The following is a 15,851-nucleotide window of genomic DNA, read 5'->3' on the forward strand; positions in this document are numbered from 1 at the left end:
CTTGACCCTCTAGTTAGATTAGGGTCTTTAATCGTCAGTATAGTTAACAGATGAGGCAATGAAAATGAGTGGTGGTGTAAAAAATAGCAAAAACCCTGCAGGAGACGAAGCGGCTAGTTGCTGTGAAACGTTCAATTTAGGGACAGGACTCCGGGTTAAGAATACTGGTGAATCACATAAAGCAAATGATCATGCACATGATCAGCAGGCTCATAATCACAAGAAATGCAGTGATGATCATTCCCATGAAGGTCATAACCATGAAGGCCATAACCATGAAGGCCATAATCATGATGCCCATAGCCATGGCGGCGAAGGGCATTCGCATGATGAGCATAATCATAAGGGATGTAACCATGCTCATGCCGCGCAAGAGCATTCTCATGAAGGCCACGATCACGGCCATGAGGGGGATTGTTGCTCCGCTGCTCCAGAACAATTGAGTAGCCTAGGGGGCTCGCAGGTTGTGGCTGGTGGATTACGGACAGAAATTCGCATTATGCAGATGGATTGTCCTGTTGAAGAAAATCTTATCAAAAAGAAACTGGGTGGAATGAGCGCTGTTAAAGAGCTTGATTTCAACCTGATGCAGCGTGTTTTGACTGTAACCCATACACCGGATTCGCTTGAAGCTATCATGGCTGCAATTCGCTCGTTGGGATTCGCGCCAGAAGTCTCTGATAATACTAGCGGCAAGAAAAATACCCAGGAGAAAAAAAAGCCCTGGTGGCCATTAGCTCTTGCTGGCGTAGCTGCTCTTGCAGCCGAAGTGATGCACTGGGCTGATATGCCTGACTGGCTAGAAGCTGGGTTGGCTTTGATAGCAGTGCTTTCTTGTGGTCTGACAACCTACAAAAAAGGTTGGATTTCGATTCGCAATGGCAACTTGAATATCAATGCACTAATGAGTATTGCCGTTACTGGGGCTTTGGTCCTTGGGCAGTGGCCAGAAGCGGCGATGGTTATGGTGTTATTCACCATTGCCGAGCTGATAGAAGCCAAATCACTTGATAGAGCCAGAAATGCAATAGGTTCCCTGATGAACCTGACTCCTGAAACTGCAATGGTCCAACAAGCTGATGGAACATGGCAGGAAGTTGACGCCAGTAGCGTACAACCGGGCAGTATTGTCAGGGTAAAACCAGGTGAACGAATTGGTCTCGACGGAGAAATCGTCAAAGGCCAAACCACCATTAACCAAGCTCCAATTACAGGTGAAAGTATGCCTGTCGATAAAATTGCGGGCGATGCTGTATTTGCTGGAACAATAAATCAGTCAGGCTCTTTTGAATATAAAGTCACTGCAGCTGCAAATAATACAACCCTTGCTCGCATCATTCATGCCGTTGAGCAGGCGCAAGGCGCCAAAGCAGCTACACAACGTTTTGTTGACCGCTTTTCCCAGATTTATACCCCCGTCGTTATGGGTATTGCTGTTGCGGTTGCTGTATTGCCACCATTGTTTGGGGCAGGAACATGGCAGGAGTGGATCTATAAAGCTTTAGTTATGCTTGTCATTGCGTGTCCATGTGCCCTGGTTATTTCTACGCCAGTAACGATTGTTAGTGGACTTACTGCAGCTGCTCGCAAAGGGATTCTCATTAAAGGCGGTGTTTATCTTGAGCAGGGACGTAAGCTAAAAGCCCTTGCGCTGGATAAAACAGGAACTATTACCTATGGGAAACCAGTACAAACCGACGTAATGGTATTCAATGGGTGGAGCGAGCGTGAAGTTCGTACTACTGCAGCTAGTCTCGCTAGTTACTCTGATCACCCTGTTTCACTGGCAATTGTGAATGCTTCTGCTGATTTGAAAAAGCAGGATGTTGACAGCTTTGAAGCGATTGTTGGGCGAGGTGTGCATGGCGCGATTACAGGTAAGGATTTTTACCTTGGTAACCTGCGTTTGACTGAAGAACACTTTAATTGTCCATCAGAGATTAAAGCAACAGTACAAAGGCTGGAAAGCCAGGGTAAAACAGTTATTTTACTCAATGATGGTAAGCAAGTGCTTGGGTTGTTCGCTGTTGCTGATACTGTTAAAAACAGCAGCCGTGAAGCGATTGAACAACTTCATGAACTTGGCGTTAAAACTATTATGCTGACTGGTGATAACCCACATACAGCTAAAGCAATCGCATCTCAGGTTGGAATCGATGAGGCTCGAGGGAATCAATTGCCAGAAGATAAACATCGTGCAGTTGAAGAGCATTCACGGATTGGAATCACTGGGATGGTTGGTGATGGTATCAATGATGCACCGGCTCTGGCTGCAGCTGATATCGGTTTTGCTATGGGCGCAATGGGTACTGATACGGCGATTGAAACTGCAGATGTAGCCTTAATGGATGATGACCTGCGTAAAATCCCAGCCTTTGTAAAATTATCCCGACAAACGTACAGCTTACTCGTGCAAAATATCAGCCTCGCTCTAGGTATTAAAGCCGTATTCCTTGTACTCACGCTCATGGGAATGGGAACTATGTGGATGGCTGTATTTGCTGATGTTGGTGCCAGTCTTCTGGTTGTGGCAAATGGCCTGAGGTTATTACGAAAATAAAGAGTTGGGTCCCTGAGTTCTTCATGGATGACAGACTCAGAGACCGTATTCTGGTTTGAATATATTCATAGAATATGGTTTGGGGGGAGAGAATGGACACCAGGAAATATTCTGAAAGTGTTGTCAAAGATATTTTGCAGTGGGTTGAAAGTTCATTGAATACAACCTTGCCAGTAGAATTTATTGCTGAGAAGTCTGGGTATTCACGATGGCATTTTCAACGTTTGTTTAAACAGACGACCGGTGTTGCGCTGGGTGAATATGTTCGTGCTCGTCGATTATCATGTGCTGCGATTGATCTGAAATTGACTTCCAGAACAGTCCTAGACATTGCACTTCAGTATGGTTTTAATTCGCAACAAACTTTCACGAGAGCTTTTAAAAACAAGTTTCATCTTCCTCCCGGTCGGTACCGCAAGCAAGGGAATTGGAATTTATCAGCGCTGTGTCCATCTTTACTTTCAGATTATGAGGAGAGATATGCCAATGTTAGTTAATGACCCCGTATTAATTTCTATGATAGAAGATCTGACTGATAAGTATAATAAAATGCAGGATTTTTTAATCGATGATGAACCTTGTATTGATATCGTACGGTCGGTGTATGAGTTGGAGTGTACAGTTAGTGAATTCAAAAAAAGAATTATACTTCAACATATTTCCTATTGCCATTCAGATGAATGTGATGACCCTGACCTGCATGTCGCCTTAATTGACAATATAAAAAACATACTTGACTATCTTGAATAATTTTACAAGAAGGGCATTAGGCTTTCTTAAAACCATTTGTGTTTTGGATGAATAAATATTTTTAATTCACTGATTTCCGTATGGTCTCAACCATAAAGAATATGATGGTAACTAACCCGGGTCAGTCAGTGCGACTCATGCAAGATGCTTGATGTGTATATCGTATAAAATCTTGACCCTATATCAACTTCATGGTTTTTAATGGAACCAAGTCGAGAGTAGCGAGGACGATGAACAGAGCAATAGGGGGAATCATCAATGGAACCTTGTTGCGGACGTTCTGCCTAGTCGCTAGAGCAAACAGAGGTCTCCATGATCAAGCAAAAAACTATCAAGAATATTGTTGAATTAAACGGTATTGGCTTGCATAGCGGTAAAACCGTTAACATGAAAATCATGCCTGCTGGTGCCGATAGTGGCATACGGTTCCGTAGAACAGATGTAACTCCTGTTGTTGATATTCAGCTCCGTGCCGATCAGATTCATGACACTATGCTGGCAACAAGCATTATCAACCCTCAGGGAGTTCGAGTTTCAACAATCGAGCATTTCCTTTCTGCGGTGTCTAGCATGGGGCTTGATAACCTCTTGGTGGAGCTCGATGCTCCAGAACTTCCCATTCTCGATGGGAGTGCCAGAGGATTCATAGACTCAATAATGCACGCTGGTTTGATAGAGCAGTGTGCGCTAAAAAAATATCTTCTGATAAAAAAAACGGTTTCCGTAAAAGATGGCGACAAATGGGCTCTTTTGCATCCAGACTCAAAGTTCTCGATCGATTTTATGATTGATTTTAAGCATCCCTTGATTTCTGCTGAGACTAATAGATTAAATATTGAAGTGTCGAAAGAAAACTATATTAGCGAGATTGCTGATGCCAGAACTTTCGGATTTGTTCGTGATGTAGAACTTCTACAACAAAAAGGTCTTGGGTTAGGGGCAAGTTTGAACAATGCGATAGGGCTTGATGAATATAGCGTTCTGAATCCGGAAGGTCTGCGATTTAATAACGAACTTGTGCGACATAAAACACTGGATGCGATTGGAGACCTCTTTGTATCAGGCCATAATATTATTGGCGCCTACCATGCTTATAAGTCAGGGCATGCATTAAATAATAAGTTGATGCTTGCACTGTTGAATGATGTCGAATCATGGGAATTAGTGAGTGTTGGTGAATATAAAAATGATGCCACTAGAGAAACCATCCTTTCTAAACCCAAAGAAGAGTGTTTTGAGTCATTAAGTATGTGGTCATAAGGGATATGAGTATGTTCGTCACATCTGGTTTTTTACACAGCTTATCTTGATGATTTTTTTCTTGACCTTACCACCACGGGAAGGTCTAGGCTGGATATCGACTAAGGAAGGTGCGAATAAGCAGGTCATTTCTTCCCAAGCTGACTCGCTGATTAAAATTTCGCGGATCTGGGCCGATTTTTTTCCCGCAAACACATCGAATCAGCCTATTTAGGCTATTTTTTCCACCATTTCTGGCGTTATTTCCGGTTTTTACTGAGATCTCTCCCACTGACGTATCATTTGGTCCACCCGAAACAGGTTGGCCAGGGTGAATAACATCGCCAGTTGGTTATCGTTTTTCAGCAGCCCCTTGTATCTGGCTTTCACGAAGCCGAACTGCCGCTTGATGATGCGAAACGGGTGCTCCACCCTGGCACGGATGCTGGCTTTCATGTATTCGATGTTGATGGCCGTTTTGTTCTTGCGCGGATGCTGCTTCAAGGTTTTTACCCTGCCGGGACGCTCGGCGATCAGCCAGTCCACATCCACCTCGGCCAGCTCCTCGCGCTGTGGCGCTCCTTGGTAGCCGGCATCGGCTGAGACAAATTGCTCCTCTCCATGAAGCAGATTACCCAGCTGATTGAGGTCATGCTCGTTGGCCGCGGTGGTGACCAGGCTGTGGGTCAGGCCACTCTTGGCATCGACACCAATGTGGGCCTTCATGCCAAAGTGCCACTGATTGCCTTTCTTGGTCTGATGCATCTCCGGATCGCGTTGCTGCTCTTTGTTCTTGGTAGAGCTGGGTGCCTCAATGATGGTGGCATCCACCAAAGTGCCTTGGGTCATCATGACGCCTGCTTCGGCCAGCCAGCGATTGATGGTCTTGAACAATTGACGGGCCAGTTGATGCTGCTCGAGCAGGTGGCGGAAATTCATGATGGTGGTGCGATCCGGCAGGGCGCTATCCAGGGATAATCGGGCAAACAGGCGCATGGAGGCGATTTCGTACAGGGCATCTTCCATGGCACCGTCGCTCAGGTTGTACCAATGCTGCATGCAGTGAATACGCAGCATGGTCTCCAGCGGATAGGGCCGTCGGCCATTGCCCGCCTTGGGATAAAACGGCTCGATGACAGCGGTCATATTCTGCCATGGCAGAATCTGCTCCATGCGGGAGAGGAAAATCTCTTTTCGGGTCTGACGGCGCTTAGTGCTGAATTCACTATCGGCGAAGGTGAGTTGATGGCTCATGATGTCCCTCTGGGATGCGCTCCGGATGAATATGATGATCTCATATCAGGAACTTGTTCGCACCTTCCCTAAGTCTTGATGAGCCAAACGGTAACCGTATCACTACGTATGCAAGGTAAGAGTGTCAGAAACGACGTCATTTGAAACTGGATCTGATATTAACAGAATACATTTTGGGAGGTAAGGATGAACATTGGTGATGCTGCCCGGTTATCCGGAGTTTCCGCCAAAATGATCCGCTATTACGAAGAGGCGGGATTAATACCGGAAGTTGCAAGAACTGCAGCCGGGTATCGGATGTACAGCGATATTGATGTGTACAAATTGCATTTTATACGTCGATGTCGGGAGTTAGGTTTCTCTCTGGCGCAAACAGGAGAACTTCTCTGTCTTTGGGGTAACCATTCGCGCCAAAGCGCTGATGTGAAAAAATTAGTCGAGTCACACATCCGCGAGTTGACTGTAAAAATTCAAGAATTTCAGCGTATGGCATCAATACTTACAACGCTTTCTGATTGCTGTGCAGGGGATGATAAGCCTGAATGCCCTATTTTGCGTGCACTGTATCTTGCAGATGTTAACGGTTTGCAGGAATCAGATTCTGGCCCTGAAATTACTTAGCCGCTACCCATATATGACAGTAATTTCAACTGAAATTACGCCCACAAAACAAGATGATATTAACATTAATTGGGTTAGTAATTCTTGGGTGAAAAGAAAGCAATGTGGTTTTTAAAATATATTAACTGTTTTTAGTAGTGAGGTTTACAATGTCAGATATTATTCCCGGATATTGCACACTTTGCCGTTCGCGTTGCGGGACGTTGAATGAAGTAGCAAATGACCACCTGATCAAGGTACGGGCCAACCCTGAACATCCTAATGGTAAGGCCATGTGTATGAAGGGCAAAGCGGCACCTGAGCTGGTGGACAGCGCAAATAGAATTCTGTACCCGATGAAGAGAACCCATCCTAAAGGTGCCGAGAACCCGGGCTGGAAACGTATAAGTTGGGAAGAGGCTATGTCAACGATAGCCGGACAACTGGAAAAATTTAAACGAGAGAACGGAGCTGAATCTGTCGCTTTCGGTTTTACGAGCCCAAGCGGTACCCCCCTCAGCGATGCAATTGAATGGTTAGAGCGATTTGTTCGTATCTATGGCAGCCCAAACACCAGCTATGGAACTGAAATATGTAACTGGCATAAAGACGTTGCACATCGATGGACCTTTGGCTGCGGCATCCCTGTTGCTGACTATTCCCATGCCGATCTTATCCTTCTTTGGGGGCATAACCCCGCGAATACTTGGCTTGCCCAGGCTAGTGCGATTGGTACTGGTCGAAATAACGGTGCAAAACTGATCGTCGTGGATCCTCGCCCGACACCTTTAGCGAAAGAAGCAAATGCCTGGCTTGATGTCAATCCTGGAACTGACGGTGCATTAGCTTTGGGGTTAAGCCATCTCCTGGTAGAAAGAAACCTGTTTAATCATGAGTTTGTTCGAAACTGGACTAATGGTCCTTTGTTGGTTCGAAATGATAATGGTTATTTTCTTCGGGAAAAAGATATTAACCCACTTGCCATCAGTAATCGCTATACAGTTTGGGACGAACACAACCAGCAAGTCACATTTATCGATTCCGAGACTCGAACTGAAGAAACGCTGACGCCTACAGCTGCACTTGAGGGTAATGTTGAAGTTGCAATAGCTGATGGTGCAAAAATTTCCTGCCAAACGGCGTTTTCATCTTTTAAAGATATGTTGGCTAATTATGACCCAGAAAACGTAAGCCGTATCACCGGGGTATCTGTTGCATCAATTGAAGCCGCTGCGAGTTTGATTGCCGGGGCCAAGAAAATCGCCTACCACAGTTGGTCTGGAGTGGCACAACACACTAATGCCACCCAAACAGAACGTGCGATTGCGACACTGTATGCTTTAACCGGTTGTTTCGATCAGGAAGGATGTAATCGAATCTATGCCAGCCACCCGGTGAATGTGGTTAATTCACCGACACTGATGCCAAAATCACAATGGGATAAAGCATTAGGTCTTGAAGAAAGGCCTATCGGGCCGCCTTCACAAGGTTGGGTTCATTCTCAGGATATCTGGCATTCAGTATTAGAAGGTACACCCTATAAAATTCGCGGGTTAATTGGCTTTGGTGCCAACATATTACTTTCACAAAGTGATACTTCTCTCGGACAACAGGCGCTTGAGGCACTTGAGTTTTATGCCCATGTAGATTTGTTTGAAACGCCTACATCAAAGTATGCTGATATCCTTCTGCCAGTAAACACTGCCTGGGAGCGCGAAGGCCTAAGAACCGGGTTTGAAAGTAGTGCTGCTGCTCAGGACCACATTCAGTTGAGAAAAAAAATGGTCTCTCCGCGCGGTGAAAGCCGTTCCGACCTTGAGATTGTTTTCGATCTTGCATGCCGGTTAGGAATGAATGAAGCGTTCTTCGACGGCAATATTGAGGCAGCCTGGAATTATCAACTAGAACCATTAGGTTTGACTGTTGAGATGCTCAGAAATAAGCCAGAAGGTTACGATATCCCGCTTGAGCATAAAGTCAGAAAATATGCTTTCAGAGACCCAAATAGTGGATATCTGGCAGGTTTCAATACAGAAACAAAACGTGCAGAGTTTTACTCTGAGATCCTTCATCGCTATGGTTACAATCCTTTACCTGAGTATGTACAGCCGCAAGAATACCAGCGCAACGATCCTGATTATCCACTAATGCTGACATCCGTTAAAAGCGGATTCTTCTGTCATAGCCAACATCGAAGCCTGACTAGCCTACGAAAAAAAGCACCTTATCCAACGGTAGACATTTCGGCAGCTCTGGCTGACGAAGAAGGTATCAAGACGGGGGATTGGGTAGAAATTGAAACGAGAGCAGGTCTTGCTCGATTTAGAGCAAAAGTGGAAGCCAAACTCTCTCATGAAACTGTAATTGCTGAGTTTGGGTGGTGGCAGGCTTGTCCTGATTTTGGCAAACCTTCATACCCGGTTAAAGGTGAGTACAGTAGCAATTACAATAGCTTAATCAGCGGTGATAGCTATGATCCAGTCAGCGGTGCTTTACCTTTGCGTTCATTCCGCTGCCGCATTCGCCGCTTGAATGATTTTGAGCTGATAAGACGCCCCTGGGAAGGTCGTAAAACATTCAAAGTCATTGAACTGAAAAAAGAAGCAGATAATGTTACGACAGTTACCTTCCAATCGAATAGTGAAGGCTACTTACCTGATTATGAACCGGGCCAGCATATCACTGTTAGCTGTTGTCCGATGAGCGATTCTGAAGAGATCGTTACCCGGGCGTATTCGCTGACAGGCCCTGCGTTTGTTCATGACCGTAAAACCTATTCCATTTCTGTCCGTCATCAGAAAGCGACTGATGAGAAAGGTGAATATGTAGAAGGAATAATGTCATCCTACATAAACACGCATTTGCAGATAGGCAAGGATGTTGAACTTACGCCTCCTGGGGGGAATTTCATTGTCCCGCTCAATGCCGTCCAGCCTGTCGTAATATTTGCTGGCGGTATTGGAATTACTCCATTCATTTCCTATCTGGAGTCTATTAACCCCCAAGCGGAAGGTCCGGAAATCTGGCTTTTCTATGCTAATCAAAATAGTAGGCTACATGCGTTTAAGAAAAGAATTGCGGAGCTAAATGCGTCTATTGACAGGCTTAAAGTAATTAATATCTACAACCAGCCCCTCGACTGTGATATTCCAGGATTGGATTATGATAGAGCTGGTTATGTTGGTGCGGGAGATGTCGAGGCATATCTTATTGAGAATAATGCTCGTTATTACATGTGTGGTCCGCAGCCTATGATGGATGCGATATCCCGAGGGCTTCAGGAGAGAGGTGTACCTGCATTTGCTATTTTCTACGAGATATTTCGTTCTCCGACAAAAATAAATAATGATCCCTCATTACGTCATAAAGTAATTTTTGCAAAATCAGGAAGAGAAGAGATCTGGACCACGGATAAAGGTACTCTGCTGAATTTTGGAGAAAAACTTGGGATTAAAATGCCTAGTGGTTGTCGTGTTGGACAATGTGAAAGCTGTTCAACTAAGGTGATTGCCGGGAACGTGCAGCATCTGAATGGTGTGGAACCCTCTGATGAGGGTGCATGTTTGACATGCCAGTGCATTCCTGCCGGTGATATCACTATTGATGCCTGAGATAGGTATTAGCATCCTTTACATCAGGCCATTTTAGTGGTCTGATGTTATTCAATGGATAACGCTATGTTTTAAAGACATTTTTAATTATTTTGCGCCAATCCAACTCAATAACCGATTTAATGAATTATTTCAGTGCGATCTTCATGAATTTTTATCATCCTCCCCCTTACCTTCAAGTTACTGCAAGTCTTAGCCTGTAAGAAATTACTACAGTCACCAGTTTCGGATTGGCCGAGGAGTTTTAGTGAATGAAAGGCTTGCAATGATAAAATTGAAACTTCATTGTTTTTCTGCATCGAGCCTAAAAAAATGACCGGGTATCCCTGAGCACAAAACCAGCCATCCACTCGATACATACAGGAAACGCGTTGATAACCGCGCTGCCATGGATGCCATATTCTTCTTCCTCAGGACTGGTTGTCTGAACGCCACCGGGATATGTTCATCGAGTTCTGCACACCGGCGCTTTAAGGAGTGGCACGATTCAGGCATTTTTGAGCGCTTCTGGCAGAACGGTTTGCTTGCCTGCGAGCATCTGGACAGCATTGACTGGTCCTGGTTGTCGATGGACGGTTGTATGACCAAATCGCCGCTGTCAGGAACAAAAAACAGGTCGCAATCCTAAGGACAAAGGGAAACAAGGTGTAAAGCGCAGCCTGCTGACGGACGCCAGGGGGCTTCCTCTGTCGCTGGTCGTCGCAGCAGCGAACACGCACGACATCAAATTGGTTGCGGATACGCTCGATGCCCTTCAGGCGGGGCATCCGGGGGGAAACTCAGGCTCTGTCTGGACAAAGGTTACGAAGCTGGATGGCTGAAAACGTATCTGCAGAGTCGCCGTTACGAGCCACATATTCAGTCCCGTAAAGAGGAGTCTGACGCCAGTAAAAACAGGGACTTCAAAGCCCCTCTCTGGGGCGTTGAGAGGACTCATAGCTGGATGAATCGCTTTCGCCGGGTTCTGACCCGATGGAAAAAGAAGGCCGAAAATTACGAGGCTATGTTGCATTTTGCCTGTGGTCTTATCGTCTGGAATAAAGTCCTATTGAGATAGGCTCTTAGTTAATAGAATCCCGTTCATATGGTCTATCATATGCTGTATACAGATCGAGAGAGTACCACTTGCACTAAAATTTATTGTATTCCCAAAAGCATCAAGAGCGGTGACATTTATTTTCTCTGCACGGTATACAAAACGACTGGTTCCTGGTATAGAAAGACATTTTTCCTCAGTGATATTTTTTTCTTCCTTACTCTCAGCAATTACCGGATTAATTAATACTATTGGTTGCACCAGCGATTCAGGGACATCAATTACAGCAATCCTTTGGTGAACACCAACCTGGGTTGCTGTTAAACCTACACTGGATGTACCGTACATAGTGGTAATCATATCCTTAATAAATTGCCGGGTTATCGGTGAAATATGTTCGACGGGCATTGCAATGATCTTCAATTTGGGATCCGGATACTTTAAAACTGATAATAATGACATGCAAGGCTACTCTTTATTTAAATGGCAGTAAAAACGATATGTTTTAAGTCGGACCTGAGTGGAGAACCGGGACAGAAATAACTACCGGACTGACAGCCAGATATAAATCTTCTGCTGCCTGCGAACGTCATTCCGGTCTGTCCTGCTCAACAGCACAACAGACCGGAAACACTATATCAGAGAAGAGGAAGGGTATAACTGACTGTAACCCGGGTTTCATCCTGGTCACGCTGTCCAGCAGAGCCTTTTCTACTTGTGTCAGGCAGAGCGCTGCGCATTGTGGCATTTTTTACGGAGATGCCAAGTCCGTTAAGTATTCCCTCGGGGATAGTATAACTCAGGGCAATATCCCGTTCCCATTCCCCCTTTCGCCCATTCCCGGTATCAATATTATCGGCGTTCAGATAGAGGATACTTAGATTCAGCCCTTTGAGCCCTGCATCAGCAAAATTATAGGCGTACCGTGCCAGCCAGGTTCGCTCCCCCGCCCTGCTGAATTTTAGCAATTGTGCATCAGTAATTAACCAGGTGCTTGTTCCTTCTCCATCACCACGATTCAGATATGGAAAGTCACTTTTCCCCGTCAGCCACTGATAACCACTGCTCACACTGTGACCTCCAGAAGACCATGTCAACTGACCGCTATAAACATTGTTGTCCACTTCTCCCTTTGTGCGATTATTTCCGTAATAACCAGTACTTACATATCCGGCACTCCGTCCTGCAGCACTTCCGTTCTTTCCGTCTGCATCGCTGATGAATATACGAATATCTGATTTCAGGTTCCCGGAAACGATTTTCAGGTTATGTGCCAGTCCGATATAGTTTTGTCTGTAAAAATTATCCAGCTCACCGTAATAGTATGAGAGAGTCATGTCTTTCATAAGAGTATAGTCACCACCGGCGAAATAAAAACGATTACTGCTCCGTGAAGTGGGACCACTTCCATTGGCTCCGGCAATGGACATTCCGCGCATATCTGTGGAGTTACGTCCTTTTGTATGTGTGAGAACGCCGCCGGTCAGACTCAGATCGTCGATATCTGTTGATGATATTTGTCCTCCCTGATATGTCATGGGCAAAAGGCGGGCATCGTTGTATATAACGACGGGATTTTTGGGCTGAAGCGTTCCATAACGGAGTTCCGTATCAGATATTTTTGCCCTGCCGGTAACCCCCAGGCTACCGAACTGATGAACCGCTCTGCCATCATTGTCTAGCGGAAATACTGTACCGGGTTGCCGACCTGACGCCGGTGAGCCTGCTTTACCTCCTCCGTCAAGTCTGATGCCCAGTAGCCCCAGAGTGCTCAGTCCGAATCCCACTGGCCCTTCAGTATAACCTGAATCGTAATTGAGGATGAACCCCTGTCCCCATTCTTCCTGTTTACTGAACCCGTCCCCACTGCGATTATCTGTATTAATATAGAAATTGCGGAGTGTGAGATTGGCCTTACTGTCTTCAATAAAACCGGCTATCGCATTAGGGACTGTAACTCCTGGCATCAAAGCTACAGCAGATATTACGAGTGTAACTATTCTCATTCAGGTAATTCCTTTAGCTTGCCTGATATCAATATACGCGGTAACACGAAGGGAAAATGGCAGAAAATAATGAGGTATTTGTTTACCGCTGCACTAAGTACGAATCCAGTTCATATCAAAAACCATGAAGTGGCTACAGGGTCAAGACTTTTTTTTTCAGACTGACTGCTTATACCATGGATTGGCCCTATGCACCGTGTTTCTGCTGGTTGTAAGACAGGAGACTTCCGTTTAGACCGGCACTGTTTTCAGGGAGGGAATCAATCTGATGTATCAAGCGAATTGGGTTAATTGTAAGCGTCCAGCGAGACTTGCAACTACCCACAATTATATTAAGGTAATCATTATGATAATCAGCTAAATTACTTTCAGGGATGGTTGAATGATTAATCAGGAACAGACTTCGCTTTCATGGCTCGATGAGGAAATTAATTCTTCTGTCTTTAGCGATCGCCGCCGTGCCAGTCGTTTTAAAAGTCTCATGCAAAAACTCTGGCGGGGGATGGGCAACAGCCTCCCTTTTGCCTGCCAGGATAATGCAGCAACAAAAGCCGCTTACCGGTTCCTTTCCAGTGACAGGATTGATGAGCAGCACCTGCTGCAGGGACATTCCGAGGCTACCAGTCAAAGGATATATGCGCTGCAAGGTGAGAAGATTCTACTGCTTCAGGACACCACAACATTTGGCTACCACCGGGATAACCCTGATGCAGTAGGATTTGCAGGCAATCACACCTAATCAAGATGGGGAATGATGCAGGTGTCAATTGTGGGATCCTGATGCATTCGAGCCTGGCAGTGACGACATCAGGGCTCCCGCTGGGTCTGACCGCGGTGAAGTTCTGGACCCGAAAAAAATTCAAAGGCACTAACGCACTTAAAAGGAAAATTAATCCGACCGTTTTTTTACATCAGATCACTGGCTGACAGTCAAAGACGTGGCTCACGTCTTCATGGTTGACATAGTCTGTCCGGACAGAGATGTCCATATCCGAGCAAGTTTCCGGCAGGAACGAGGTTGCCATAGCTCCGGATGAGAGCATGCCAGTCAGAATCAGTACTGCAGTCACGCTAAATTTTTTCATCTGTATATTCCTCTTCATCAGATATCGCCGTTTCACCTGTTAATGTGTATTAAAAACCCTGTGGTTCATACAGGGTCAACACCCTTACGCTGTTTTTTCTGGTGGGATAAGGACAAAAAAAAAGGCTACCTGGGGGTAACCTGACTAAAACAGTCATCAAGGAAAACGGACAACAGGGATAGGGTTGTCCTGGAGGGTGTGTCCGCATGTGAGGTCGCCGGCGGAACCGGAGGTGACCCCCACTATAGTGGCAGTCAGTCCGGCAGTTCCCTCTGCGACCATCTCACGCGTTTACTGCTCAGGTTCAGGGTAATACCGTCCCGGATTACTTATCAAGTACTGCAGTCACGCGGGCAACGTTTTTCTGGTCTGCACTGGTGATGCGGTAGGACGAAGCACCGGATTCCTGGGCGATAGCGGCAATTTTCGCTTCCGCGTTGTTCAGGGTGTCAGCAGTAACGCTGACGGACTGGGCGAAGCCGGAGAAAGAAACTACGGAGAGCATACCGGCAGCAGCAAGCAGTTTGATGTTTTTCATGGTCATATTCCTTGGGTTATCTGGTCATCTGGTCATCTGGTGATACCGGCGTCATCGCCGTCTCACCTGTTGATGTGTATTAAAAACCCTGTAGTAAATACAGGGTCAACAAGTTATTTTGTAAATTATTGTCGGCTGTGTTTTTGTCGTTTTCATACAACCCAGCTCTTGAAAGAGCCTCACTGTGGCTGACGAGAAATGAGAAAATACGGCCGTAACAGACACCGCGAAACCGGGATTGCGCTGGGGAGATAGGTCGGTGCAGGGCAAGTTAACTTACAGGATTAGTGAGGGTTTATGATGTTACGGCTACTGATTAAGTACGCGTGCGTATTCTGGCGAAGTTGAACGGTTATTCCGGAGGAACGTGAACGCGTTATTCCCTAACGCGCCCTAACTTCTTTTTATTACACCGACCGTTCACTTTCAGTCAACCTGTGCCAGTCGTTTTCTCATCGACTCACCCTTCATTTCCAGCCGGTGGGAGTTATGCATCAGACGATCAAGGATCGCGTCTGCCAGCGTGTTATCGCCAACGCAGCCATACCACTCATCCGTTGGCAGCTGGCTTATCATCACCGTGGCGTTCTTTCCGTATCTGTCATCCATCAGTTCCAGCAGATCGTTACGCTGCGCTGGCAGCAACGGCTCAAGGCCCCAGTCATCCAGGATAAGCAGCTGCGTTTTTGACAGCTGAGCCAGCTGCTTTCGGTAACTACCGTCTGCGCGGCTGTGCGTCAGTTCAACCAGCAACCGGTTCAGTCTCCAGTACTGTACGCTGTAACCCTGCTGGCAGGCGTTGTTGCCAAGGGCGCAGCCCACATAGGTTTTGCCGCAACCGCAGGGGCCGGTTATCAGCAGGTTCTGCCCCCTGACCACCCATTCGTTCTGGCTTAGCTGAGCGATCCGAGAACGTTCCAGGTTTCTCGCTGGCTGGTAGTCGATGTCCTGGACCGAGGCTTCAAGCCTCAGGCGGGCTTTTTGTAGCAGACGTTTCTGTTTACGCTGATCCCTTTCGAGTGATTCGCGCGTGACCAGCAACGCCAGTCTTTCCCTGAAGGAGAGCTCTTCGTAAGTGCCGGGTTGCTCCATCTGTGAGGACAGCGCGGCCGCCATTCCCGTCAGTTTCATTTCTGTCAGCTGTTTCATCAGCGTATGTGGCATTATCGGAT

The 15,851-nt window shown here is 46.2% G+C and carries 14 protein-coding genes and 1 pseudogene; 8 read left to right on the top strand and 7 right to left on the bottom strand.

Annotated features, from left to right (window positions below; all coding sequences use genetic code 11):
- Positions 1-64 precede the first annotated feature (64 nt).
- From MMW58_RS04005 to lpxC, 4 genes are all read left to right on the top strand, one after another.
- Positions 65-2,560 (top strand): heavy metal translocating P-type ATPase, encoded by a 2,496-nt coding sequence (locus tag MMW58_RS04005; RefSeq protein ID WP_016154432.1) that lies wholly within the window; start codon positions 65-67, stop codon positions 2,558-2,560.
- Between the two features lie 92 nt (positions 2,561-2,652).
- Entirely contained in the window at positions 2,653-3,057 is a 405-nt protein-coding gene (locus MMW58_RS04010; RefSeq protein ID WP_071532327.1) for a helix-turn-helix domain-containing protein, read from the top strand.
- Complete coding sequence (locus tag MMW58_RS04015; protein ID WP_223175622.1) at positions 3,041-3,310, top strand: hypothetical protein; 270 nt, start codon at positions 3,041-3,043, stop codon at positions 3,308-3,310. The genes MMW58_RS04010 and MMW58_RS04015 overlap by 17 nt, the downstream gene beginning before the upstream one ends.
- Before the next feature lie 312 nt (positions 3,311-3,622).
- A complete protein-coding gene (gene lpxC / locus MMW58_RS04020) occupies positions 3,623-4,570 on the top strand; it encodes a UDP-3-O-acyl-N-acetylglucosamine deacetylase (protein ID WP_023302364.1) in 948 nt (315 codons plus the stop codon).
- 85 nt (positions 4,571-4,655) lie between these two features.
- On the opposite strand, the gene MMW58_RS30270 is transcribed toward lpxC, so the two are convergent.
- Both MMW58_RS30270 and MMW58_RS04025 read right to left on the bottom strand, forming a co-directional pair.
- Positions 4,656-4,841, bottom strand: a complete 186-nt coding sequence (locus MMW58_RS30270) for a hypothetical protein (protein WP_317550526.1) — start codon at positions 4,839-4,841, stop codon at positions 4,656-4,658.
- Positions 4,823-5,803: an IS5-like element ISKpn26 family transposase gene (locus MMW58_RS04025; RefSeq protein ID WP_000019450.1), complete on the bottom strand. Its 981-nt coding sequence runs from the start codon at positions 5,801-5,803 to the stop codon at positions 4,823-4,825. Before MMW58_RS04025 ends, MMW58_RS30270 begins: the two co-directional genes overlap by 19 nt.
- A 186-nt stretch (positions 5,804-5,989) precedes the next feature.
- Between MMW58_RS04025 and cueR the strand changes: the two genes are divergently transcribed.
- From cueR to MMW58_RS04040, 3 genes and pseudogenes are all read left to right on the top strand, one after another.
- Complete coding sequence (gene cueR / locus MMW58_RS04030) at positions 5,990-6,424, top strand: Cu(I)-responsive transcriptional regulator (protein ID WP_023336667.1); 435 nt, start codon at positions 5,990-5,992, stop codon at positions 6,422-6,424.
- Between the two features lie 149 nt (positions 6,425-6,573).
- Complete coding sequence (locus MMW58_RS04035; RefSeq protein WP_023302365.1) at positions 6,574-10,014, top strand: molybdopterin-dependent oxidoreductase; 3,441 nt, start codon at positions 6,574-6,576, stop codon at positions 10,012-10,014.
- 322 nt (positions 10,015-10,336) lie between these two features.
- Positions 10,337-11,071, top strand: a pseudogene (locus MMW58_RS04040) (IS5 family transposase).
- Here the strand turns inward: MMW58_RS04040 and def are convergent.
- The gene (gene def / locus MMW58_RS04045; RefSeq protein WP_016154430.1) at positions 11,060-11,512 is read right to left on the bottom strand and encodes a peptide deformylase; all 453 of its coding nucleotides are present in this window, start codon (positions 11,510-11,512) and stop codon (positions 11,060-11,062) included. The pseudogene MMW58_RS04040 and the gene def sit on opposite strands and share 12 nt — an antisense overlap.
- A 176-nt stretch (positions 11,513-11,688) precedes the next feature.
- Positions 11,689-13,056 carry an OprD family outer membrane porin gene (locus tag MMW58_RS04050; protein WP_016154429.1) on the bottom strand — a complete coding sequence of 456 codons (1,368 nt, stop codon included), beginning with the start codon at positions 13,054-13,056 and terminating at the stop codon, positions 11,689-11,691.
- A gap of 382 nt (positions 13,057-13,438) precedes the next feature.
- Here MMW58_RS04050 and MMW58_RS04055 point away from each other — a divergent pair, with 382 nt between their 5' ends.
- A complete protein-coding gene (locus MMW58_RS04055) occupies positions 13,439-13,795 on the top strand; it encodes an IS4/Tn5 family transposase DNA-binding protein (protein WP_016154428.1) in 357 nt (118 codons plus the stop codon).
- A gap of 172 nt (positions 13,796-13,967) precedes the next feature.
- Here the strand turns inward: MMW58_RS04055 and MMW58_RS04060 are convergent, their stop codons facing one another.
- The 3 genes from MMW58_RS04060 to istB all read right to left on the bottom strand — a co-directional run bounded on the left by MMW58_RS04060 (position 13,968) and on the right by istB (position 15,846).
- Positions 13,968-14,141, bottom strand: coding sequence for a hypothetical protein (locus MMW58_RS04060; protein ID WP_016154426.1), 174 nt, complete (start codon positions 14,139-14,141; stop codon positions 13,968-13,970).
- A gap of 325 nt (positions 14,142-14,466) precedes the next feature.
- Positions 14,467-14,679, bottom strand: coding sequence for a YdgH/BhsA/McbA family protein (locus MMW58_RS04065; RefSeq protein ID WP_016154425.1), 213 nt, complete (start codon positions 14,677-14,679; stop codon positions 14,467-14,469).
- Between the two features lie 426 nt (positions 14,680-15,105).
- Complete coding sequence (gene istB, locus MMW58_RS04070) at positions 15,106-15,846, bottom strand: IS21-like element helper ATPase IstB (RefSeq protein WP_269150626.1); 741 nt, start codon at positions 15,844-15,846, stop codon at positions 15,106-15,108.
- Between the last annotated feature and the right edge of the window lie 5 nt (positions 15,847-15,851).

This window comes from Klebsiella sp. HC6 (assembly GCF_022605325.1).
In the GTDB taxonomy this organism is placed as follows: domain Bacteria; phylum Pseudomonadota; class Gammaproteobacteria; order Enterobacterales; family Enterobacteriaceae; genus Klebsiella; species Klebsiella terrigena.